19 protein-coding genes, 1 pseudogene and 1 riboswitch are annotated in these 22,134 nt (G+C 71.8%); of the genes and pseudogenes, 12 read left to right on the top strand and 8 right to left on the bottom strand.

The annotated features are described in order from the left end of the window. Window positions 1-4 precede the first annotated feature (4 nt). The 5 genes and pseudogenes from ACIQOE_RS37605 to ACIQOE_RS37585 all read left to right on the top strand — a co-directional run bounded on the left by ACIQOE_RS37605 (window position 5) and on the right by ACIQOE_RS37585 (window position 5,379). Window positions 5-700: a glycerophosphodiester phosphodiesterase gene (locus ACIQOE_RS37605; RefSeq protein ID WP_365558971.1), complete on the top strand. Its 696-nt coding sequence runs from the start codon at window positions 5-7 to the stop codon at window positions 698-700. 110 nt (window positions 701-810) lie between these two features. Further along, window positions 811-1,520: pseudogene (locus ACIQOE_RS37600) on the top strand (LuxR C-terminal-related transcriptional regulator). A gap of 198 nt (window positions 1,521-1,718) precedes the next feature. Beyond that, window positions 1,719-3,422: an NAD-dependent malic enzyme gene (locus tag ACIQOE_RS37595; RefSeq protein ID WP_351323579.1), complete on the top strand. Its 1,704-nt coding sequence runs from the start codon at window positions 1,719-1,721 to the stop codon at window positions 3,420-3,422. 94 nt (window positions 3,423-3,516) lie between these two features. Further along, on the top strand, window positions 3,517-4,440 hold the full coding sequence (locus ACIQOE_RS37590; RefSeq protein ID WP_365558967.1) for a LysR family transcriptional regulator: 924 nt from the start codon (window positions 3,517-3,519) through the stop codon (window positions 4,438-4,440). 60 nt (window positions 4,441-4,500) lie between these two features. Continuing rightward, window positions 4,501-5,379: an SDR family NAD(P)-dependent oxidoreductase gene (locus ACIQOE_RS37585; protein WP_365558966.1), complete on the top strand. Its 879-nt coding sequence runs from the start codon at window positions 4,501-4,503 to the stop codon at window positions 5,377-5,379. Between the two features lie 31 nt (window positions 5,380-5,410). Here the strand turns inward: ACIQOE_RS37585 and ACIQOE_RS37580 are convergent, their stop codons facing one another. The 3 genes from ACIQOE_RS37580 to ACIQOE_RS37570 form a co-directional block, all read right to left on the bottom strand. Next, entirely contained in the window at window positions 5,411-5,971 is a 561-nt protein-coding gene (locus ACIQOE_RS37580; RefSeq protein ID WP_351931993.1) for a hypothetical protein, read from the bottom strand. A 193-nt stretch (window positions 5,972-6,164) separates the two neighbouring features. After that, window positions 6,165-7,358 carry an extracellular solute-binding protein gene (locus ACIQOE_RS37575; RefSeq protein WP_351323575.1) on the bottom strand — a complete coding sequence of 398 codons (1,194 nt, stop codon included), beginning with the start codon at window positions 7,356-7,358 and terminating at the stop codon, window positions 6,165-6,167. Between the two features lie 227 nt (window positions 7,359-7,585). After that, the gene (locus ACIQOE_RS37570; RefSeq protein ID WP_365574740.1) at window positions 7,586-9,025 is read right to left on the bottom strand and encodes a gamma-aminobutyraldehyde dehydrogenase; all 1,440 of its coding nucleotides are present in this window, start codon (window positions 9,023-9,025) and stop codon (window positions 7,586-7,588) included. Window positions 9,026-9,190: 165 nt separating this feature from the next. On the opposite strand from ACIQOE_RS37570, the gene ACIQOE_RS37565 reads away from it, so the two are divergent. The 7 genes from ACIQOE_RS37565 (at window position 9,191) to ACIQOE_RS37535 (ending at window position 15,920) form a co-directional block, all read left to right on the top strand. Beyond that, window positions 9,191-9,709 carry an Lrp/AsnC family transcriptional regulator gene (locus ACIQOE_RS37565; RefSeq protein ID WP_351323573.1) on the top strand — a complete coding sequence of 173 codons (519 nt, stop codon included), beginning with the start codon at window positions 9,191-9,193 and terminating at the stop codon, window positions 9,707-9,709. Then, window positions 9,694-11,076, top strand: a complete 1,383-nt coding sequence (locus ACIQOE_RS37560; protein WP_351323572.1) for an aspartate aminotransferase family protein — start codon at window positions 9,694-9,696, stop codon at window positions 11,074-11,076. Before ACIQOE_RS37565 ends, ACIQOE_RS37560 begins: the two co-directional genes overlap by 16 nt. A gap of 190 nt (window positions 11,077-11,266) precedes the next feature. Beyond that, entirely contained in the window at window positions 11,267-12,007 is a 741-nt protein-coding gene (locus ACIQOE_RS37555) for an ATP-binding cassette domain-containing protein (protein WP_351323571.1), read from the top strand. Beyond that, entirely contained in the window at window positions 11,989-13,392 is a 1,404-nt protein-coding gene (locus ACIQOE_RS37550) for a hypothetical protein (protein WP_401416422.1), read from the top strand. Before ACIQOE_RS37555 ends, ACIQOE_RS37550 begins: the two co-directional genes overlap by 19 nt. Before the next feature lie 109 nt (window positions 13,393-13,501). Further along, window positions 13,502-13,909 (top strand): VOC family protein, encoded by a 408-nt coding sequence (locus tag ACIQOE_RS37545; protein WP_351323569.1) that lies wholly within the window; start codon window positions 13,502-13,504, stop codon window positions 13,907-13,909. Between the two features lie 16 nt (window positions 13,910-13,925). Further along, entirely contained in the window at window positions 13,926-15,056 is a 1,131-nt protein-coding gene (locus tag ACIQOE_RS37540; RefSeq protein WP_351323568.1) for a Rossmann fold nucleotide-binding protein, read from the top strand. A gap of 138 nt (window positions 15,057-15,194) precedes the next feature. After that, entirely contained in the window at window positions 15,195-15,920 is a 726-nt protein-coding gene (locus tag ACIQOE_RS37535; RefSeq protein WP_351323567.1) for an LAETG motif-containing sortase-dependent surface protein, read from the top strand. Between the two features lie 81 nt (window positions 15,921-16,001). On the opposite strand, the gene ACIQOE_RS37530 is transcribed toward ACIQOE_RS37535, so the two are convergent. From ACIQOE_RS37530 to ACIQOE_RS37510, 5 genes are all read right to left on the bottom strand, one after another. Beyond that, the gene (locus ACIQOE_RS37530; RefSeq protein WP_401416419.1) at window positions 16,002-17,024 is read right to left on the bottom strand and encodes an ABC transporter ATP-binding protein; all 1,023 of its coding nucleotides are present in this window, start codon (window positions 17,022-17,024) and stop codon (window positions 16,002-16,004) included. Further along, window positions 17,024-18,622, bottom strand: coding sequence for an iron ABC transporter permease (locus tag ACIQOE_RS37525; RefSeq protein WP_351323639.1), 1,599 nt, complete (start codon window positions 18,620-18,622; stop codon window positions 17,024-17,026). Before ACIQOE_RS37525 ends, ACIQOE_RS37530 begins: the two co-directional genes overlap by 1 nt. A 35-nt stretch (window positions 18,623-18,657) precedes the next feature. Beyond that, the gene (locus tag ACIQOE_RS37520; protein WP_401416417.1) at window positions 18,658-19,728 is read right to left on the bottom strand and encodes a thiamine ABC transporter substrate binding subunit; all 1,071 of its coding nucleotides are present in this window, start codon (window positions 19,726-19,728) and stop codon (window positions 18,658-18,660) included. Window positions 19,729-19,804: 76 nt separating this feature from the next. Beyond that, window positions 19,805-19,912: riboswitch (TPP riboswitch) on the bottom strand. Window positions 19,913-19,929: 17 nt separating this feature from the next. After that, window positions 19,930-21,036 (bottom strand): 23S rRNA (adenine(2503)-C(2))-methyltransferase RlmN, encoded by a 1,107-nt coding sequence (rlmN, locus tag ACIQOE_RS37515; RefSeq protein WP_365574749.1) that lies wholly within the window; start codon window positions 21,034-21,036, stop codon window positions 19,930-19,932. 292 nt (window positions 21,037-21,328) lie between these two features. After that, entirely contained in the window at window positions 21,329-22,024 is a 696-nt protein-coding gene (locus tag ACIQOE_RS37510; RefSeq protein WP_401416415.1) for a hypothetical protein, read from the bottom strand. Between the last annotated feature and the right edge of the window lie 110 nt (window positions 22,025-22,134).

Genomic DNA, 22,134 nt, shown 5'->3' with positions numbered 1-22,134 from the left:
GCCCATGCAGACCGTGACCGCCGTGGCCCACCGCGGCGACCCCTATCGCATCCGTGAGAACACCTCGGCCTCCCTGCGTTCCGCGCTCCGGCACGGCGCGGACGCGGTGGAGATCGACGTACGGCTGACCCGGGACGGCGTCCCGGTCCTCCTGCACGACGAGACCCTGAAACGCCTCTGGGCGGTGGACCGGCCGCTGTCCGCGCTCTCCGCGGAGGAGGTGCGCGGTCTGACGGACGGCGGCGTGCCGACGCTCGCCGAGGCGCTGGCCGCGACGGCGGACAGCCGCGTGATGATCGACCTGCCCGGCGGTCCCGGCGAGCGGGCGGTGGCGCGGATCGTCGCCGTGGCCCGGGAGTGCGGCGCGGCGGACCGCGTCTACTACACGGGGGACGCGGCCGCGATGCTGGCGGTGCGGGCGGCGGACCACGCGGCCGAGATCGCCCTGACCCGCACGACGTCGGCGCCCGTGCGGCCGGCGCTGCTGGACGTGATCCGCCCCCGCTACCTCAACTTCCGTTTCACCCTGCTCGACCACGCCCTCGTCGAGCATGTCCACCACGCGGGCCTCCTGGTCTCGTGCTGGACCCCGGACACCCGCCGCGCGATGCGCCGCCTGCTGGACCTGGGCGTCGACTCCGTCACGACGAACCGGGTGGACGTCCTCGACGCGCTCCGCCGCCGGTCCGCCGAGGGCTGACCGGCCGTACGGCGCAGAGGGCGGGCCGGACGGGAGCCCCCCTCTGCCGGGCCGGCCGATCCAGGCGTAGCATCTGAACGAAACAGTTTCGTTCACGGAACGGACCTCGCATGGAGAAGACAGGCACGGTCTCCGTACTCGTCGTCAACGGCCAATCCCTCCAACGCCTCGCCCTGCGCATGCTCCTCACCGCCGAGCCCGGCCTGACGGTCGCCGGGGAGGCGACGGGGCGATCCGTGCGAGCGCCGAACTCCGCCCCGACGTCGTCCTGATGGACGGCCGGCCGGCCGGGGCGGCCGGTACCGAGACCATCCGGCGCCTGACCCGCCCGGCACCCCGGACGCCCCGCGCCCCCGGATTCCCCGCCGCCGAGGAGACCCACGCCCCCCGGGTCCTGGTGCTGACCCCGGCCGGGCAGGAGGCGGAGGCCTGGGCCGCCCTGCGCGCGGGCGCCGGCGGCTTCCTGCTCGACGACGCCGACCCGGCCGAACTGACCGCGGCGATCCGGATGGTGGCCGCCGGCGAGGCCGTCATCACGCCCGGCCTGACCCGCGCGCTCATCGACGCCGTCCGCGAGCAGCACACCGACCGTCCCCTCCCCCGCGTCGCGGGGCTCGGCGCCCTCACCGGGCGCGAGCGGGACGTCCTGGTCGCCGTGGCCTCCGGCTGGTCCAACGCCGAGATCGCCCAGTGGCTGTCCATCGCGCCGACCACCGTGAAGACCCACGTCAGCAACGTCCTGGCGAAGATCGGCGCCCGCGCCCGCGTCCAGGCGGTGACCTTCGCCTACGAGACGGGCCTGATCCGCCCGGCCGCGTAGCACCGGGCCGCGGCCCGCCCTGCGCCGATCCATGCACCACGGGCATGGACAACCCCTTTGTCAGGCATTGGACGCATGCATGTCCGGCTGCGAGGCTTCCGAAGAGCGTTCCCCGGAGGTGCGGGGCCTCCCGAGGCGCCCCGAACGCACTCCGGCAGCACTCTGGAAGCGACGCGGAAAGCCGACAAGGAGCCGATCATGAGGACCCAGTGGAACGCCGCAGAGGGCCACATCGAGACCACCGCGCGCGGCCGTGCCGTGCTCTCCCAGCCCCGTCTCAACCGAGGCACCGCCTTCACGCGGGAGGAACGGCGGTCACTGGGCCTGGTGGGGCTGGTGCCGTCGGCGGTACTGACCCTGGAGCAGCAGGCGGAGCGGGCGTACCAGCAGTACGAGGCCCAGCCGACCGACCTGGCGAAGAACGTCAACCTCACCGCGCTGCACGACCGCAACGAGGTGCTCTTCTACCGCCTGCTCGGTGATCACCTCGACGAGATGCTGCCGATCGTCTACACCCCGACGGTGGGCCGGGCGATCCAGCGCTACAGCAACGAGTACCGGCGCCCGGCCGGCGTGTACCTGTCGGTGGACGCGCCGGAGGACATCGAAGGGGCCCTCACGGCCACCGGCCTGGGCCCGGAGGACGTCGACCTGATCGTCGCCACGGACGGCGAGGCGATCCTCGGCATCGGCGACTGGGGCGTGGGCGGCATCGACATCTCGGTGGGCAAGCTCGCCGTCTACACCGCCGCCGCGGGCATCGACCCGAACCGCACCCTGGCCGTCATGCTCGACGTCGGCACCAACCGCCAGGAACTCCTGGAGAGCCCGCTCTACCTCGGCAACCGGCACCCGCGGGTGGACCGGGAGACGTACGACGCCTTCATCGACGCCTACGTCACCACCGCCCGCCGCCTCTTCCCCGACGCCCTGCTGCACTGGGAGGACTTCGGCGCCGCCAACGCCCGCCGGATCCTGGAGCGTTACCGCCCGCACGAGTTCACCTTCAACGACGACGTCCAGGGCACCGGCGCCGTCAACCTCGCGGCCGTGCTCTCCGGGGTGAAGGCCAGCGGGATCGCGCTGCGCGACCACCGTGCGGTGATCTTCGGCGCGGGCACCGCCGGCATCGGCATCGCCGACCAGCTGCGGGACGCCATGGTCGCCGACGGGCTGACCGCCGAGGAGGCCACCGCGCGGGTCTACGCCGTGGACCGCTACGGCCTGCTCACCGACGACCAGGACGGACTGCGCGACTTCCAGGTCCCCTACGCACGGCCCGCCGCCGAGGTCGCCGACTGGCGCCGGGACGAGAAGGTCGGGGGCATCGCACTCGCCGAGGTCGTCGAGCGGGTGCGGCCGACGGTCCTGATCGGCACCTCCGGCCAGGGCGGCTCCTTCACCGAGGACATCGTCCGCACCATGGCCGCCCACACCGACCGTCCGATCGTCCTGCCGATGTCCAATCCGACGGACCTCGCCGAGGCGGTCCCGGCCGACCTGCTGGCCTGGACGGACGGCCGCGCGCTGATCGCCACCGGCAGCCCGTTCCGGCCGGTCGACCAGGACGGGGTCCGGTACCTGATCGGGCAGGCCAACAACGCGCTGATCTTCCCGGGCCTCGGGCTCGGCGCGATCGTCGTGCGGGCCACCCGGGTCACCGACGGCATGCTGGCCGCCGCCGCGCACGCCGTCGCCGCCCAGACCGACGCCACCGGACCCGGGGCGCCGATCCTGCCCCTGACCGACCAGCTGCGCGAGACGTCGGTGGCCGTGGCGGTCGCGGTGGCCCGCGCGGCCGCCGCCGACGGGGTGGCGCGGGTGCCGGTGGACGACTCCGTCGAGGAGCGGGTGCGGGCCGCGATATGGCAGCCGGTGTACCCGCCGATCAAGGCCGTCTGAACGGCCGGCCGGCCCGCGCTCCCGCCCGCGGACACCCTTCCCATGCCGCCACGGCCTGGGTCCGGCCCGTTCCATGCGGCGGGAGAATGGGACCATGGATCTCCAGGTACTGCGCTCCTTCCGGGCCGTGGCCGAGGGCGCGACCGTCACCGAGGCCGCGGCCGCCGCGCACCTCACCCAGCCCGCGCTCTCCCGGGCCCTGAACCGGCTGGAGAGCGAGGTCGGCGCGGAACTCCTCCAGCGGGTCGGCCGGGTGCTGCGGCCCACCCCGGCCGGGCGGGTGTTCAAGGAGTACGTCGACACCGTGCTGGACGGTTACGACCGCGGGCGCCGGGCGGTGGCCGAGGTGGTCGACCCCGACACGGGTCTGGTGTCGCTGGCCTTCCTGCACACCCTGGGCACCTGGCTGGTGCCCCGGCTGGTCACCGGCTTCCGGCAGCGCTTCGCCGCCGTCCGGTTCGAACTGCACCAGGCCGACGAGAACGGCCTCGCCCAGCACCTCCTGGACTCGACCGCCGACCTGATCATCACCGGCAAGGACCCGGGCCATCCGCTGATCACCTGGCGGCGGCTGCTGGTCGAGCCGCTCTGGCTGGCGGTCCCCGCCCGTCACCGGCTCGCGCAGCGGCGGCGGGTGCGACTGGCCGAGGTGGCCGGCGAGCAGTTCATCGTGCTCAAGCCGGGCTACGGGCTGCGCAGCGTCACCGAGACCCTGTGCCACCAGGCCGGGTTCAGCCCGCTGGTGGGCTTCGAGGGCGAGGAGGTGGAGACGCTGCGCGGGCTGGTGGCGGCCGGTCTCGGCGTCTCCCTGATGCCGGCCGCGCCGGAGCTCACCGCGGCCCACGACACCGGCCCTGACCTGCCCGTCCGCTACCTCGGGCTCACCGACGTACAGGCGGCGCGGGACATCGGCGTGGCCCGGCTGACCGCCCGCACGCTGCCTCCGGCGGCGCGGCGCTTCGTCGACCACGCCCTGCACGCGACGGCCGGGACCGGCGGAGCCCCGCGGCCCGCCTGAGCACGTGGCGGTTAACACAACACGGTTGCACTAATAACGAAACCGTGTTGTGCTGTCGTCATGACTACGGACACCTGGTTCATCACCGGCTCCTCCCGCGGCTTCGGCCGCGACCTCGCGATCGCCGCCCTGGAGGCCGGCGACAACGTCGTGGCCACCGCCCGCAGGCCCGCGCAGCTGGACGGCCTCGTCGAGAAGTACGGCGACCGCGTCCTGCCCGTCGCGCTCGACGTCACCGACCGGGCCGCCGCCGAGGCCGCCCTGCGGGCCGCCGTCGACCGGTTCGGCCGGGTCGACGTCGTGGTCAACAACGCGGGATACGCCAACCTCGGCGCCGTGGAGACGACCCCCGAGGACGACTTCCGCCGCCAGTTCGACACGAACTTCTGGGGCGTCTACCACGTCTCCACCGCCGCGCTCCCGATCCTCAGGGCCCAGGGCGGCGGCACCCTCGTGCAGTTCTCCTCGATCGGCGGCCGCGTCGGCTCCACCCCCGGCCTCGGCTCCTACCAGGCCGCCAAGTTCGCCGTGGACGGCTTCACCCGGGTCCTCGCCGCCGAGACGGCACCCTTCGGCATCCGCTGCCTGGTCGTGGAACCCAGCGGCTTCGCCACCGACTGGGCGGGCTCCTCCATGCGGATCCCCGAGGTGGCGCCGGAGTACGACGCCACGGTCGGCGAGATGGTCCGCCTGCTGGGCGGAAGCGTCGCCGCGGCGGGCGACCCGCGCCGCGCCGGCGAGATCCTGGTCCGGGTCGCCAAGGCGCCGAACCCGCCCTCGCACCTGCTCCTCGGCGTCAACGCCGTCGAGATGGCAAAGGACTACTCGCGCGCCCAGCTGGAGGAGGCGGCGGCCTGGGAGGAGGTGGGCCGCTCGGCCGACTTCGGCCAGGCCTACCCGGCCGGACTCCCGGCGGCGGCGCACCACCAGGACCGGTGAACGCTCCGCCCGCGCCCCGGTGCCGGCGGTGTCAGGCGCCGCCGGCCCGTGCCAGGGCGTGGCGCGCGATGCTGGCGGCGAACAGCGGTGTCTCCCGCCGGTTGTGATCACCCGAGGCGGCCTGCCGTGCGGCCGCCGCCTCCTCGAAGGTGCCGCCGTTGCGCTCGTTGAAGTCCATGAACTCCTGGGTGGGGTGGCTGGTGACCTGGTTGGTGTAGGTCAGGGTGCCGTCGCCGCCGTCCCTGACCGAGAGGTCCCAGACCACCTGGACCGTCGTCCAGCCGTGCGGGGTGAGCACGTCGGAGAGGGACACCATGTGGCAGTGGTGCTTCTCGACGGTCTCGGCGACGTAGTGCTGGACCACCAGCCCGGTGCCGATCATCTCCACGTTGATCGACATCGGCCGGCCGTCGTCGGTCGTGGTGTACCCGGCCGCCTTGTGGTCGGGCGGGGCGCAGCGCTGGTACTCCGCATCCGGCAGGTTCAGCAGCCAGTCGCCGATGTCGATCGCGTCCCAGGGCGCGTCGAGCGGTGCGTGTTCCGTGGAGGCGGAGAGGACCAGGTCGGACAGGACTTTCTTCGCGTCGCTCATGGCGTGCCACCAAAGATGTGGGCCACGGCCTCGGCCGCGCCGGCGGTTGCGGAGGACGCGGCCGGACCCGGCTTCTGCTCGCCCTCCCCGGAACCCACCACTCTAGAACCGGCGCACGGGCCCCGCATGTCCGACGAATCCGCAGGTCACGGAGCGTGGACACGGAACGCCCCGGCGGCCGCGCGGCTGTCCGCTACAGACCCGCGATCTTGTTCCAGCGCTTCGCGAAGTCCACGCGCTCCGTCGACGTGATGTCGCGGGCGATGGCGAGGCGCCTGCGCATCGCCGTGTTCGGGAAGATCAGCGGGTTCTCGGCGAGGGCCGCGGTGTCCTTGTCCTTGGACGCGGCGAGGACCTGCTGCGCGGCCGGGACGGGGCAGACGTAGTTGACCCAGGCCGCCAGCCGGGCCGCGACCTCCGGCTCGTAGTAGTGGTCGACGAGACGTTCCGCGTTGGCCTTGTGGGCGGCCCGGTCCGGGATCATCAGGGAGTCCGACCACAGCTCCGCGCCCTCCTCCGGGACGACGAAGCGGATGTCGGGGTTGTCGGCCTGCAGCTGGATGACGTCGCCGGAGTACGCCTGACAGGCCAGGACGTCGCCGCTGACCAGGTCCTTGGTGTAGTCGTTGCCGGTGAAGCGGCGGATCTGGCCGCGGGACAGCTGCCGTTCCACCTCGTCGCACACGTCGTAGAAGTCGTCGGCCGTCCACTTGGTGATGTCCACGCCGTTGCCCTGCATCAGCAGCGCGAAGGACTCGTCGAGGCCGGAGAGCAGGGTCACCCGGCCCCTGAGGTCGCTCGCCCACAGGTCCTTGACGTGCCGGATCTCGCGGCCCAGCTTCCGGTGGTTGTAGGCGATGCCGGTGATGCCGGACTGCCAGGGCACCGTGTGCAGGCGGCCGGGGTCGAAGGCGGGCGAGCGCAGCAGCGGGTCGAGGTACTTCGCGACGTTCGGCTGGTGGGCGCGGTCCATCTTCTGGACCCAGCCGAGCCGGACGAAGCGCGCGCACATCCAGTCGCTGATGACGATCAGGTCCCGGCCCGTGGACTGGTGGTTCATCAGCGCCGGGCTGATCTTGCCGAAGAACTCGTCGTTGTCGTTGATCTCCTCGGAGTAGTCGACGGAGATCCCGGTCTGCTTCTCGAAGGCGTCGAGGGTGGGCCGCTTGTTCGGGTTGTCGTCGTCGACGTCGATGTACAGCGGCCAGTTCGAGAAGACCAGCCTGCGGTCCCGTGCGGACCGGTCGGTCACGGCGCGGTCGTCCGCCTTGACGTAGGCGGCGGGCACCCCGCAGCCGGCCAGGGCGCCCAGCGCGGCGGTGCCGCCGAGCGCGCGCAGCAGAGAACGGCGGGACGGCTGGGGCGTTCGGGAAGGATTCTGGGGCACATCTGAAGCATGTCCCGCCCACCCGTCGCCGGGCAATCGACGGTCCGTCGAGCGCCCTGACGCGGACCGGACACCTTGTCGATGACCTGGGTCGACCCATGGTTTCCCGCCCGTCGACCAGGGGCGGACAGCAAAACGCTGCCCGGGGACCACCGGCCCCCGGGCAGCGCCGTGCACCTGGGGCGCGGGGAGCCGTGCGGCCGGCTCCCCTCACGCCCCCTGCCGAACTACACGTCCAGCGACGTCATGACGTGCTTGATCCGCGTGTAGTCGTCGAAGCCGTAGGCCGACAGATCCTTGCCGTACCCGGACTTCTTGAACCCGCCGTGCGGCATCTCCGCGACCAGCGGGATGTGCGTGTTGATCCACACGCAGCCGAAGTCCAGCTTCTTGGACATCCGCATCGCACGCCCGTGGTCCTTGGTCCACACGGAGGAGGCCAGCGCGTACTCGACGCCGTTGGCCCACTCGGTGGCCTGGTCCTCGTCCGTGAAGGACTGGACGGTGATGACCGGTCCGAAGACCTCGTTCTGGATGATCTCGTCGTCCTGCTTGAGGCCGGAGACGACGGTCGGGGCGTAGAAGTAGCCCTTGTCGCCGACCCGCTGGCCGCCGGCCTCGACCTTGGCGTGGGCGGGCAGCCGCTCGATGAAGCCGGAGACCTGCTTGAGCTGGTTGGGGTTGTTGAGGGGGCCGAAGAGCACGTCCTCGTCGTCCGGCTGCCCGGTCTTCGTCTCGGACGCGGCCTTCGCGAGCGCGGCGACGAACTCGTCGTGGATGGACTCCTGGACCAGGACGCGGGTGGCGGCGGTGCAGTCCTGGCCGGCGTTGAAGAAGCCCGCGACGGAGATGTCCTCGACGGCCTTGGCGATGTCGGTGTCCTCGAAGACGACGACCGGCGCCTTGCCGCCCAGCTCCAGGTGGACCCGCTTGAGGTCCTTGGAGGCGGACTCGGCGACCTGCATGCCGGCGCGCACGGAGCCGGTGATGGAGGCCATCGCCGGGGTCGGGTGCTCGACCATGAGGCGGCCGGTGTCACGGTCGCCGGTGACCACGTTGAAGACGCCCTTGGGGAGGATGCCGCCGAGGATCTCGGCCATCAGGACGGTCGAGGCCGGGGTGGTGTCGGACGGCTTCAGCACGACGGTGTTGCCCGCGGCGAGCGCCGGGGCGAACTTCCACACGGCCATCATCATCGGGTAGTTCCACGGCGCGACCTGCGCGCAGACGCCGATCGGCTCGCGGCGGACGATGGAGGTCAGGCCCTCCATGTACTCGCCGGCCGAGCGGCCCTCCAGCATCCGGGCCGCGCCCGCGAAGAAGCGGATCTGGTCGACCATCGGCGGGATCTCCTCGGAGCGGGTGAGCCCGACGGGCTTGCCCGTGTTCTCCACCTCGGCCGCGATGAGTTCCTCGGCGCGCTCCTCGAACGCGTCGGCGATCTTCAGGAGGTACTTCTGGCGTTCGGCGGGCGTGCTGTCCCGCCAGGCCGGGAAGGCCGCGGCGGCGGCCGCCATGGCCGCGTCGACGTCCGCCGCGCCGGACAGCGGCGCCGTCGCGTACGCCTCGCCGGTCGCGGGGTTGACCACCTCGGTGGTCCGCCCGTCGGCGGCGTCCCGGAACTCACCGTCGATGTAGTTGCGCAGACGACGCAGCTCGGTGCTCACTGCCGGCCCTCCAAAGTTGGGTGTCCATTCACTGAGACACCCACAGTAATCCGAGATCCCACGTTTTCAACACCCCCACCGCCATCCCTTCTGCGAAATCCGCAATACCGGGCACCTCAAACAACGAATTTCATCGAAGCGGCCTTGCGGAACCGTCGAGACGTCGTGCACAGTGAGGTCGTGGCCAGTCGAAGCGCAGACCAGAGGGACTCCTCCCGCGAGTCCAGGAACGGCACCCCGCAGTTGGATGCCGTTTCCCTCGCCATCATCCAGCAGCTCCAGGAGGACGGCCGCCGGCCGTACGCCGCGATCGGCAAGGCCGTCGGCCTGTCGGAGGCGGCCGTGCGCCAGCGCGTCCAGAAGCTGCTGGACCAGGGCGTGATGCAGATCGTCGCCGTCACGGACCCGCTCACCGTGGGCTTCCGCCGGCAGGCGATGGTCGGCGTCAACGTCGAGGGCGACGTCGAGTCGATAGCCGAGGCGCTGACGGCCATGTCGGAAGTCGAGTACGTGGTGATGACCGCGGGCTCGTTCGACATCCTCGCGGAGATCGTCTGCGAGGACGACGACCACCTGCTGGACGTCATCAACAAACGCATCCGGGCGCTGCCCGGCGTGCGCTCCACCGAAAGCTTCGTCTACCTGAAGCTGAAGAAGCAGACCTACATGTGGGGAACCCGATAACCGTGACCCAGAAGGACCTCAGCCGCACCGCGTACGACCACCTGTGGATGCACTTCACCCGCATGTCCTCGTACGAGAACTCGCCCGTCCCGACCATCGTCCGGGGTGAGGGCACCTACATCTACGACGACAAGGGCAAGCGCTACCTGGACGGTCTCGCGGGCCTGTTCGTGGTCCAGGCCGGTCACGGCCGCACGGAACTCGCCGAGACCGCCTTCAAGCAGGCCCAGGAACTGGCGTTCTTCCCGGTGTGGTCGTACGCCCACCCGAAGGCCGTCGAGCTGGCCGAGCGCCTGGCCGACTACGCCCCCGGCGACCTGAACAAGGTCTTCTTCACCACCGGCGGCGGCGAGGCGGTGGAGACCGCCTGGAAGCTGGCCAAGCAGTACTTCAAGCTCCAGGGCAAGCCGACCAAGTACAAGGTCATCTCCCGCGCGGTCGCCTACCACGGCACCCCGCAGGGCGCCCTGTCCATCACCGGTCTGCCGGGCCTGAAGGCGCCGTTCGAGCCGCTGGTGCCGGGCGCGCACAAGGTGCCCAACACCAACATCTACCGCGCCCCGCTCTTCGGCGACGACCCGGAGGCCTTCGGCCGCTGGGCCGCCGACCAGATCGAGCAGGAGATCCTCTTCGAGGGCCCCGACACCGTCGCCGCGGTCTTCCTGGAGCCCGTGCAGAACGCGGGCGGCTGCTTCCCGCCCCCGCCCGGCTACTTCCAGCGGGTCCGCGAGATCTGCGACAAGTACGACGTGCTGCTCGTCTCCGACGAGGTCATCTGCGCCTTCGGCCGCCTCGGCACGATGTTCGCCTGCGACAAGTTCGGCTACGTCCCGGACATGATCACCTGCGCCAAGGGCATGACCTCGGGCTACTCCCCGATCGGCGCCTGCATCGTCTCCGACAAGGTCGCCGAGCCGTTCTACAAGGGCGACAACACCTTCCTGCACGGCTACACCTTCGGCGGCCACCCGGTCTCCGCGGCGGTGGGTCTCGCCAACCTCGACCTGTTCGAGCGCGAGAACCTCAACCAGCACGTGCTCGACAACGAGGGCGCGTTCCTTTCGACGCTGCAGAAGCTGCACGACCTGCCGATCGTCGGCGACGTCCGCGGCAACGGCTTCTTCTACGGCATCGAGCTGGTGAAGGACAAGCACACCAAGGAGTCCTTCAACGACGAGGAGACCGAGCGCGTCCTGTACGGCTTCCTCTCCAAGGCCCTGTTCGACAACGGCCTGTACTGCCGTGCCGACGACCGCGGCGACCCGGTCGTCCAGCTCGCCCCGCCGCTGATCTCCAACCAGGAGACCTTCGACGAGATCGAGCAGATCCTGCGCGCCACGCTGACGGAGGCATGGACGAAGCTCTGATCATCAGATCAGCGGAATGACGCGGCCCCGGTGCCGTCCGTTCGAGTGAGAACGGCGGCCCGGGGCCGTGTGCCGTCCGGGCTCGGCCCGACGACCTGCCTAGCGTGCACGTGACCGATCGGCCCAGCCTTCGTTCCCCCGGACGGGGGATCGGACACGGGAAAACGGATCAGAACCGAGGTGTACGCCCATGGAGGCCCCGCCGGACAACGACGTGCTGTGGGCACGCTCCCTGCACTTCAGCCACCAGGACGGCTCGCCCGGTGTCACCGGCGTCTCGCTCGGTGTCCGGGAGGGCGAGATCCTCGCCGTCAGCGGCCCGCGCGGCAGCGGCAAGACCACGCTGCTCAGGTGCCTGTCCGGTCTGGTCCCGGCGCAGCACGGCGAGGTCTGGTTCAACAGCACGGCCGTGCACCGGATGGGCCCGATCACCCGCGAGCGGCTCCGCCGCGACCGGTTCGGCTGGATCGACCCGGCCCCGGCCCTGGTCCCCGAGCTGAACGTCTGGGAGAACACCGCCCTGCCCCTGATGCTGCGCGGCACCGGCCGCCGCCGGGCCAAGGTGGCCGCGCTGGAGTGGCTGGAGCGCCTCGACGTCGGCGACAAGTCCCGGCGCCACCCCTCCCAGCTCCAGCAGTCCGAACGCCAGCGCGTCTGCATCGCACGCGCCCTCGCGCCCGCGCCCACGATCCTGTTCGCCGACGAGCCGACGGCACCGCTGCACCGCGCCGACCGCGCGCACGTGCTGCGCACCCTCACCACGGCCGCCCGTTCGCACGGCATCACGGTCGTCCTCGCCACGCACGACGCCGAGACGGCGGCCCTGGCCGACCGCACCGTCCAGCTCTTGGACGGCCGCCGGGTCAACACCGTCCACCTGCCGCCGGTCCCCGAGACGGAAGGCCGGGCCGAGTGCTCGCTCTCCGTCTGACCCGCGCCGCCCGCCCGGCCGTCCACCTGCGCCGCCTCCTGGTGGCCGCGGCGGCCGCCGGCACGGGCTTCCTGCTGCTGTCCGCCCTCGGCTACGCGGTGGTCCACCCCACCCACTCGACGGCCGCGCTGCTGCGCCTGTCGTGGTGCCTGGGCCCGCTCGCCGCCACGGTGTACCTCGCGATCGCGGTGGCCCGCACCGACCCCGGCACCAGGCCGCGCCCCGGCCTGTCCGCCCTGGGCCTGGGCCCCGGCCGCCTGATGGCCATCGCCGCCCTCAACACGGCCCTGGCCTGCACCCTGGGCTCGCTCGTCGCCCTGCTGGTCTTCCTGCACCTGCGCGGGGACCTCCCGGGCCTGGCGTTCGACGGCGCGGCGAAGGACTTCCTGGCGGCGAACAGGTCCCTGCCCGTGCCGGCCGCGCTGACCCTGCTGGCCGTCCTGCCGGTGCTCGCGTCCACGGCGGTCGCGGTCACCCTCCGGCCGCGGGACCTTCCCGACCCGGCGGCCCGCGCGCGGGGCTTCGGCCGGTTCGGGGCCTACGGCGACCGGACGCGGGCCGAGACCTTCGGGGCGTACGGCCGCTTCGGCGCCCGCCTCTTCGGCGCCCCGCCGCGGCCCGCGCCGCCCGCCACCGGCGGCACGGCACCGGCGGTGCCCGCCGGCACCTCCGCCCCGGACGACCCCGCCGCGCGCGCCGACGCCGAGGACGGCACCGGGCAGGCACCGGCGGACCGGGCTCCCCGTCCCGCGGCGGCGGCCGGACCGGCCGGCCTCGCGAAGACGCCCAGCGGTCTTCCCTGGGGCGTCGCGGTGATCGCCGCGGGCCTCGCCGTGGAGTCCTACGCCGGCGCCACCGCCTCCCCGCGCACCACCCTCCCCGGCGGCCTGACCGTCGGCCCCGTCGGCGTCCTGGCCGGGTGGGCCCTCACCGCCCTCGGACTGACGCTGGCGGCCCCCGGCCTCACCCACCTGTGCGGCCGGCTCCTGCAGGCCGTGCGCCCCGGCGCCCTGCGCCTGCTGGCCGGCCGCGTCCTGATGGCGGAGGCCACCCGCATCGGCCGCCCGCTCGGCATCGTCTGCGCGGTGGCGTCGGCGGCGTTCGCGGCCCGCACGCTCTACGCCGGCGGCAGCGCCCTCGCTTTCGGCCCGCTCACCGCCCTCGGCGGTGTCGTGGTCGCCGGCTGCGCGCTGGCCACCTTGCTGACCGCGGCCGTGGAGGCCCGCCAGCTCCGCGCCGACACCACCGCGGCCCTGCTGCGCGTCGGCGCCCCGGCCACCGTGCTGCGCAGCGCCGCGGCCCTGCGCACCGGCGCCCTGCTGGCCTTCTTCGCACCCCTGACCCTGCTGGTCGCCGACCTCGCCGCGCTGCCCCTCGCCCGCTGAGCCGCGCGGCACAAACCTCCCGGCGGCGGATTCCGGACCGACCGATGAGTTTCGCACCCGCTTTCGGTCCAACCCCCCGAACGGCACGACACCCGAGGGAGAGGCCCCCATGTACCAGCAGATGATCTTCGTGAACCTGGCCACCGCCGATGTCGCCGCGTCGCGGAAGTTCTTCACGGAGCTGGGCTACACGATCAACCCGCAGTTCAGCGACGACAACTGCTCCTGCGTCGTGATCAGCGACACGATCATCGCGATGTTCCTGAGCAAGCAGCGCTACGCCGACTTCACCAAGAAGGAGATCGCCGACTCCACGAAGACCAGCGAGGTGCTGATCTGCCTGAGCGCGGAGAGCCGCGAGAAGGTCGACGAGCTGATCGAGAAGGCGGTCGCGGCAGGCGGCACGGCCAACGACGACGTCCAGGACCAGGGCTTCATGTACGGCCGCTCCTTCGACGACCTCGACGGCCACAGCTGGGAGGTCGTGTGGATGGACCCGGCGGCGGTGCAGGGCTGACGCCTAGGGTGGGCGGGTGCATCAGACACCCGCCCAGCCGCAGCCCGAAGTCGCCGTCCACGACCGTGAGATCGAGTCCCTCGCCGAGTTCGACGCGGTCCTCGCCGCGCACGGCACGCTCGCCCGGTACCGCGTCCAGGCCGTCGATCTGACGGACCGTACGGACGTCCTGCTCACCACCGACACCGCCGAGGCGGTCTTCCTCGGCTGCCCGATGTCGGACGAGGCCGCCGCCGCGGTCCGCGTCTCGGGCGCCCTGGTGTTCCCGCCCGTTCCCGACCTTCCCTTCGATCCCTACCGCGCCTTCGTCTACACGCCCGGCGAACTGTTCGACGGGCTCGGCGAAGGCTACGAGGCGACCCCGGACGCCCGTTCCTACGCCTGGTTCCAGCGGTCCAGGGCGGACGGCGACATATTCGCCTCGATGCTGCGCTCCGTGCACGACGACGCGGTCTCCGACGCGCTCGACGAACTCCTCGCCGGCGCGCGGGTGGTGGGCGTGATGGGCGGGCACGCGATGGCCCGCGGCACGGCGGAGTACGCCGGTGCCGCCCGGCTCGGCCGGGACCTGGCGCGGGCCGGCCTCACTGTCGCCACCGGGGGCGGCCCGGGGGCGATGGAGGCGGCCAATCTGGGCGCGTACGCGGCGCCGTTCGACGACGGCATGCTGGAGGAGGCGCTGCGGCTCCTCGCCAAGACGCCGTCGTTCCGGCCGTCGGTCGCCGACTGGGCCCGCGCCGCCTTCGAGGTCCGCGAACGCTGGCCGGACGGCGGCCCCTCGGTCGGCATCCCGACCTGGTTCTACGGCCACGAGCCGCCCAACGCCTTCGCCGCGCACATAGCCAAGTACTTCGCCAACGCCACCCGCGAGGACGGCCTGCTGGCCCGCTCCACCGCCGGTGTGGTGTTCCTGCCGGGCGCGGCCGGGACCGTACAGGAGATCTTCGACAACGCGACGCCGAACTACTACGAGTCACGGGGCGAGCCGACCCCGATGGTGCTCGTCGACGAGGCGCACTGGAGCGAGCGGCTGCCGGCTTGGCAGCTCCTGACCTCGCTTGCCCAGGACCGGCCGATGGCGTCCCGTATCGCCCTGGTTGACCGGATCGAGCAGGCCGCCGAGACGCTGAAACGTCTCAGCATCTAATAAGAAGGTAAAGTCAACGCCCGGTGACCGCATATGCATTGACACTCCTTACGGCGCACTTATAGACCTGTGAGCCTCTTGGGGTTGCTGATGCCTCACCTCACGTTGCGTCAACTCCTCCACAAGCCCCCCGCAGTTATGCACCCAGTAAGGACAAACGTGTCCATATCCCGCCGCAGTGCACGTCGTTCCGTGCGCATCCTGGGAGTTGCCGCTGCGTCGGCCGCGCTGACGCTCGGCGTCTCCGGTTCCGCGCTCGCGTGCAACATCGCCGACTTCTCCGCCGAGGCCACCTGCGACGGCACCAACGGTGTCATCAACGTCAAGGACATCGACGCCTCCGGTACGTCGGCCACCATCACGGTCTTCCTGGAGAACAACGGCGCCGACGCCAACCAGGTCGGTACCGCCCAGACCGTCAAGGGCTCCCGCGAGGGCACCACGGTCAGCTTCTCGGAGAACTGGAAGCCGAACGCGGAGTACCGCGTTCACGTCAAGGTCGACAGCGGCAAGATCCAGATCGACCAGGACATCAAGCCCAACCTCACCACCCCCTCCACCGCCTGCAAGGCGGAGGAGAGCACCAGCCCGTCCCCGTCGGAGTCGGCCACGCCGTCCCCGTCGGCGTCCGAGTCCACCCCGGCCGAGTCGGACTCCCCGGCCCCGTCGGAGTCGGAGAGCACCGCTCCGGCCGGCACGACGGACAACGCCCCGTCCCCGGCGGTCGGTGACTCCAACCTCGCCGAGACCGGTGCCAACTCCAACACCGGTCTGATCGCCGGCGTCGCCGGTGCGCTCGTCGTGGTCGGCGGCGGCGCCGTCTGGTTCGGCATGCGCCGTCGCGGGGCGAACAGCGGAAGCTGACGCACCCGTACCCCGCACACCGCCGAGGCCCGTCCCCCCTTCCCCGGGGGACGGGCCTCGGCCATGCCGTGGCCGGGTCCGTCAGCCCAGTACGACGGTCTCCGCGGCGTCGAACTCGACGCCCACCGTGTCACCGACCGCCGGTGCCTCCCTGAGCGCGCAGGCCGCCGCCAGCCGCGGCCCGTCCCCGGGCTGGAGGTGCACGGTGACGTGGGTGCCCTGGAAGGTGCGCGCGGACACCGTGCAGGACAGCCCCGTGCCGGCGGCAGTCAGCCGTACGCCCGCGGGCCGCACCAGGACGGAACACGCTCCCTGCGGCCCGTCCCCGGGCACCGGGAGCTTCCCCCAAGGCGTCACCGCGACCGCGCCCTGGACGGTCGCCGGAACCACGTTGTCGAAGCCGAGGAAGCGCGCCACGAACGCGTCGGCCGGCAGCTGCCAGACGTCCAGGGGCGTGCCGGACTGGGCGATCCGCCCGTCCCGCATCACCACCACCCGGTCGGCCAGTGCGAAGGCCTCACCCTGGTCGTGCGTGACCGCGAGCACGGTCGTGCCCAACCGGCCGAACAGCTCGCGCAGTTCGACCACCAGCCGCTCGCGCAGCGAACGGTCGAGCTGGCCCAGGGGTTCGTCGAGCATCAGCAGCCGGGGCCTGGGCGCCAGCGCCCGGGCGAGCGCCACCCGCTGCTGCTCGCCGCCGGAGAGCCCGGCCACGGCCCGTCCGGCCGCCCCCGGCAGCCCGACCAGCTCCAGCAGCTCCGCCACCCGCTCGGCCTGCCGGTCCTTGCCGTCGCCGCGCATCCGGAGCCCGAAGGCCACGTTGCGGCCCACGTCCCGCTGCGGGAAGAGCTGATGGTCCTGGAACATCAGCCCGACCCCGCGCCGGTGGGCCGGCACCCGCGTCTGGTCCCGGCCGTCCAGCAGCACCCGGCCCGAGTCCGGCGGCCGCAGTCCCGCCACCACCCGCAGCAGCGTCGACTTGCCGCTCCCGCTCGGTCCGAGCACGCAGACCACCTCGTGCTCGGCGACCTTCAGGTCCACGGCGTCGAGCACCGCACGCCCGCCGAACCGCACGGTGGCCCGGTCCAGTTCGAGAAGCGGCATCAGAACTCCCCCGTCCGGTCGGTCCGCAGCCGCTCCAGTACCAGCAGGGCCACCGCGCACACCACCATCAGAATCGTGGAAAGGGCCATCGCCTGGCCGTAGTTGAGATCGCCGGGGCGGGACAGCAGCCGGGCCACGGCGACCGGCAGGGTCGGGTTGTCCGGCCGGGCGATGAACACCGTCGCCCCGAACTCCCCGAGCGACACCGCGAAGGCGAAGCCCGCCGCGATCAGCAGCGCCCGCCGCACCAGCGGCAGGTCGACCTCCCGCCACACCCGCCAGGGTGACGCCCCGAGCACGGCCGCCGCCTCCCGCAGCCGTTCGTCCACGGCGCGCAGCACGGGCAGCATGGTCCGCACCACGAACGGCACCCCGACCAGCGCCTGCGCGAGCGGCACCAGGATCCAGGACTGCCGCAGGTCCAGCGGCGGCTTGTCGAGCGCGATCAGGAACCCGAAGCCGACGGTCACCGCGGACACCCCGAGCGGCAGCATCAGCAGCGCGTCGAAGCCCCGTACCAGCCGTCCCGCGTCCCGCCGGGCCAGCGCGGCGGCGGCGAGGGCACCGATCAGCACGGCGACGGCGGTCGCGACGGCGGCGTACTCCAGCGAGGTGAGCACCGACTGGACGGGCGCGACCAGGAAGGTGCCGCCGTCGGCGTCGCCCAGCGCCCGGTAGTAGCCGAACCCGCCGTCCAGCGACCGCCGTACCAGCACCGCCAGCGGCAGCACGAGGAGCACGGCGACGGTGGCGAGGACCCCGCCGAGCAGTGCCCACTGCCCGGCGCCGCGCGGCCTGCGGGCCGTCACCGCCGGGTCCACCAGACGCAGCGCGCTCTCCCGCCGCCGTACCGTCCACGCGTGCACGGCGAGGATCGCGCCGACCGCCACGAACTGCACGATCGTCAGGACGGCGGCCGTGGCGAGGTCGAAGATCTCCGAGGTCTGCCGGTAGATCTCCACTTCGAGGGTGGAGAAGGCCGGTCCGCCGAGGATCTGCACCACGCCGAAGGAGGTGAAGGTGAACAGGAAGACCATCAGCGCGGCGGCGGCCACGGCGGGCGCCAGCGCGGGCAGGGTCACCTTGCGCCAGGCGCCGAACGGCGAGACGCCGAGCATCCGCGCGGCCTCCTCCTGACGCGGGTCCAGTTGCGCCCACAGCCCGCCCACGGTCCGTACGACGACCGCGTAGTTGAAGAAGACGTGCGCGATCAGGATGGCCCACACGGTGGTGTCCAGCCGTACGCCCCACAGCTCGTCCAGGAGTCCGCCGCGGCCGACCAGGGCCAGGAACGCCGTGCCGACCACCACCGTCGGCAGGACGAAGGGCACCGTCACCACGGCCCGCAGCACCTGCTTGCCCGGGAAGTCCAGGCGGGCGAAGACGTAGGCGGCGGGCAGCGCGGCCAGCAGGGTGAGGCCGGTGGAGGCGAGCGCCTGCCAGGTGGTGAACCACAGGACGTGCCGGATGTCGGGCTGGCCGACGACGTCGGCGATCCGCCCGAACCGCCAGCCGCCGTCGGCCTTCAGGCCGCGGGTGACGATCGCCGCGACCGGCCAGGCGAAGAAGACGGCGAAGAACGCGACGGGCACGGCCATCAGGCCGAGCCGCGCCGCGCCGCCGCGCGTGCCGGTCACTTGAGTACGAGCGAGGTCCACGACTTGACCCACTGGTCACGGTCGGCGGCGATCCTGTTGGGCGCCATGGTCTCGGGGGCCTTCGCGGCCGGACCGTACTTCGTGAACTCGGCGGGCACGCCCGCGCCCTCGGCCACCGGGTACACGAACATGTTCAGCGGCATGTCCTCCTGGAACTCCTTGGAGACCAGGAAGTCGAGGAACGCCTTGCCGCCCTTGGTGTTCGAGGCGTTGCTCAGCAGCCCGGCGAACTCGATCTGGCGGAAGCAGGTGCCGGCCGCGACGCCGGTGGGCGCGGTGCTCGGCTTCGGGTCGGCGTAGATGACCTCGGCGGGCGGCGAGGAGGCGTAGGACACGACGAGCGGCCGGTCGCCCTTGGCCTTGCGGCCGCCGGCCGAACCGGAGAACTCCTCGTTGTAGGCCTGCTCCCAGCCGTCGACGACCTTCACGCCGTTGGCCTTGAGCTGCTTCCAGTAGGTCTGCCAGCCGTCGTCGCCGTACCGGGCGGCGCTGCCGAGCAGGAAGCCGAGTCCCGGCGAGGAGGTGGCCGCGTTCTCGGTGACGAGGAGGTTCTTGTACTGCGGCTTGACCAGGTCGGCGAAGGAGGTGGGCGGGGCCAGCTTGTGCTCGCTGAAGTAGGCCTTGTCGTAGTTGACGCAGATGTCGCCGTAGTCGACGGGCGTCACCCGGTGCTTGGCGGCGTCGAGCTGGTAGGCGGTGCCGACCCGGTCGAGGCCCTTGGCGGCGTACGGCTGGAAGAGGCCGTTGTCGAGGGCCCTGGACAGCAGGGTGTTGTCGACGCCGAAGAAGACGTCGCCCTGCGGGTGGTCCTTGGTGAGGATCGCCTTGTTGACGGCCTGGCCGGCGTCGCCGTCCTTGAGGACGCGCACCTTGTAGCCGGACTGCTTCTCGAAGTCCTTGAGCACGTTCTTGGAGACGGCCCACGAGTCGTGGCTGACCAAGGTGACGGTCTTGGAGTCGGCCGGGTCGCCCGCGGACGACCCGCACGCGGACAGCGTGAGCAGACCGAGCCCGACGGCCGCGGACACGAAGGTCTTGGTGTGCACTGGTGTTTTCCTCCTGGGGTGGACCAGGAAGAGACGCGGCCCCACCCGGTGGAACCACCCGGGCAGGGCACAACAGCTTGAGTGATGACCGAACTTCCTACCCAGAATGACCTGGGCGAGGTTCAGAGGGTCTGCGGCCCGATTGCCGCACTCTCAGCGCTGTGGCGCTCCCCTGTCGGAATATGAAGATGTGCCCAGATCCTACCGCTCGGTCGCCGCCAGCTGACCGCACGCTCCGTCGATCTCCTGGCCACGGGTGTCCCGGACGGTGACGGGCACACCGTGCGCGGCGATCGCCTCGACGAAGGCCTTCTCGTCCTCGGGCCGCGAGGCCGTCCACTTCGAACCCGGCGTCGGGTTCAGCGGGATGAGGTTGACGTGCACGGGCTTGCCCCTGAGCAGGCGGCCCAGCCGGTCCCCGCGCCACGCCTGGTCGTTGATGTCACGGATGAGGGCGTACTCGATCGACAGCCGCCGCCCGCTCTTCTCGACGTACTCGAACCCGGCGTCCAGGACCTCGCGCACCTTCCACCGGGTGTTCACGGGGACGAGGGTGTCGCGCAGCTCGTCGTCGGGCGCGTGCAGGGAGATCGCCAGCCGGCACTTGAGGCCCTCGTCGGCGAACCGGTGGATCGCCGGCACGAGCCCGACCGTGGACACGGTGATCCCGCGCTGCGAGAGGCCCAGACCGTCCGGAGCCGGGTCGGTCAGCGCCCGGATGGCGGTGACGACCCGCTTGTAGTTGGCCAGGGGCTCGCCCATGCCCATGAACACGATGTTGGAGAGCCGCGCCGGACCACCAGGCACGTCCCCGTCCCGCAGCGCCCGCATCCCGTCCACGATCTGGTGGACGATCTCCGCGGTGGACAGGTTCCGGTCCAGACCCGCCTGCCCGGTCGCGCAGAACGGGCAGTTCATCCCGCACCCGGCCTGCGAGCTGATGCACATCGTCACCCGGTCCGGGTAGCGCATCAGCACGGACTCCACGAGCGTGCCGTCGAACAGCCGCCACAGCGTCTTGCGCGTGGTCCCCTCGTCGGTCGACAGATGCCGGACGACGGTCATCAGCTCGGGGAGCAGCGCCTCCCGCAGCCGGTCCCGGGAGCCGGCCGGGATGTCCGTCCACTGCTCGGGGTCGTGCGCGTACCGCGCGAAGTAGTGCTGCGCGAGCTGCTTGGCTCGAAACGGCTTCTCCCCGATCTCCGCCACCGCGTCCTTGCGCTCGGCGGGCGTGAGATCGGCGAGATGCCGCGGCGGCTTCTTGGCTCCGCGCGGCGCGACAAAGGTGAGTTCTCCGGGCTTGGGCATGGTGGTACCAGTGTCGCAGATCCACTTGGGTGACCTGCGGCTGTGGCCGGCTACGACTGTCGTCAGCGGAGCTGCGGCTCGGCGTGGGCGACTCGGACCATCTCTGTGAACGGCCCCAGGAGCGGGGAATCCCCTGGCCCGGTGTGCTGCGCTGCGGTTGCAAGGATCTTGCGCCAGGCCGCTTCGACGAGGTCGGTCATACTGCGATTGTGCGCCGGGCGATCACCGAGAACCTCGACGTCGGACAACCGGCCGTACTCCTCAGGTGGGGCTGTCCCGCCGATCACCGGTTTCAGAACGGCGGGTCGTCGGAGTAGCCGTCTTCGGGACCTGAGATCAGCGAGTCGGGCAGGGGGCCGGGCTCCACACCCCAGGTCACGAGGCACCGCTTGGCAAGGTATCGGTGTCCCCGGTACTCGCTGGTGCTCAGCGTGCTGCGTACCAGCGGCACGAACTCTGGGATGTGTACGGCCAGCTCGGGCACGACGAGAGTCGTCGCGGCCGCGTGCACCGCGGCTTCCCGGATCAGGAGGTCCGCATCGAAAAGGTACGGTCGCGCCGCCTCGTAGATCAGCGGGAGGACGGCACGCACCGCGGCGACGTCATCCGGTTCTCCCGGGCCGTCTTCGTCGTAGGTCGCGTCGAAGGCGAGGTCACCCAGCCATTGCAGGAGCGCCGCGCGCATGGGCCGACGGCGCTCCTCGTGGAAGTACACCCCCGAGGTCGTGGTTCGGGAGTGGCCGAGGACGGCGATGACGAAGCGAGCGGCCGGGGCGGTGGCTCCGTAGATGCTGTTCCCGTGGGTGACGAGTTGGGCGAGGTTGCGTATCGCGGTCCGCTGGACGTCCTCGTCGACGTCGAGCAGCCCGGCCAGAACGACGGGCGTCGCCGGGGCTGTGTCGGGGCAACAGTGGTCGATGCTGCTCCAGTCCGTTTCCCGGAGCAGCATCCAGGGGTCGATCGGCACGTTGCCATCGTCGGTCGTCACGGCCCAAGTGTGGCCTGTGGTTCTCCCACCTCGGCCGGCGGCCTTCCTAACGCCAGCTCGTCCGGGTCGACCGGGCTCCCGCTCCCGTCACGGCCGGATCAGTCGTGGAT

The organism is Streptomyces sp. NPDC091282, from assembly GCF_044757385.1.
GTDB lineage: Bacteria > Actinomycetota > Actinomycetes > Streptomycetales > Streptomycetaceae > Streptomyces > Streptomyces gramineus.
This window is presented reverse-complemented; position numbering and strand designations above follow the sequence as displayed.

Excerpts from the sequence above, each read along its gene's own strand:
- ACIQOE_RS37605 (WP_365558971.1), top strand. The coding sequence starts at position 5 with ATGCAGACCGTGACCGCCGTGGCCCACCGCGGCGACCCCTATCGCATC.
- ACIQOE_RS37595 (WP_351323579.1), top strand. The coding sequence starts at position 1,719 with ATGAGGACCCAGTGGAACGCCGCAGAGGGCCACATCGAGACCACCGCG.
- ACIQOE_RS37590 (WP_365558967.1), top strand. The coding sequence starts at position 3,517 with ATGGATCTCCAGGTACTGCGCTCCTTCCGGGCCGTGGCCGAGGGCGCG.
- ACIQOE_RS37585 (WP_365558966.1), top strand. The coding sequence starts at position 4,501 with ATGACTACGGACACCTGGTTCATCACCGGCTCCTCCCGCGGCTTCGGC.
- ACIQOE_RS37580 (WP_351931993.1), bottom strand. The coding sequence starts at position 5,971 with ATGAGCGACGCGAAGAAAGTCCTGTCCGACCTGGTCCTCTCCGCCTCC.
- ACIQOE_RS37555 (WP_351323571.1), top strand. The coding sequence starts at position 11,267 with ATGGAGGCCCCGCCGGACAACGACGTGCTGTGGGCACGCTCCCTGCAC.
- ACIQOE_RS37545 (WP_351323569.1), top strand. The coding sequence starts at position 13,502 with ATGTACCAGCAGATGATCTTCGTGAACCTGGCCACCGCCGATGTCGCC.
- ACIQOE_RS37535 (WP_351323567.1), top strand. The coding sequence starts at position 15,195 with ATGCACCCAGTAAGGACAAACGTGTCCATATCCCGCCGCAGTGCACGT.
- ACIQOE_RS37530 (WP_401416419.1), bottom strand. The coding sequence starts at position 17,024 with ATGCCGCTTCTCGAACTGGACCGGGCCACCGTGCGGTTCGGCGGGCGT.
- ACIQOE_RS37525 (WP_351323639.1), bottom strand. The coding sequence starts at position 18,622 with ATGGCCGTGCCCGTCGCGTTCTTCGCCGTCTTCTTCGCCTGGCCGGTC.
- rlmN (WP_365574749.1), bottom strand. The coding sequence starts at position 21,036 with ATGCCCAAGCCCGGAGAACTCACCTTTGTCGCGCCGCGCGGAGCCAAG.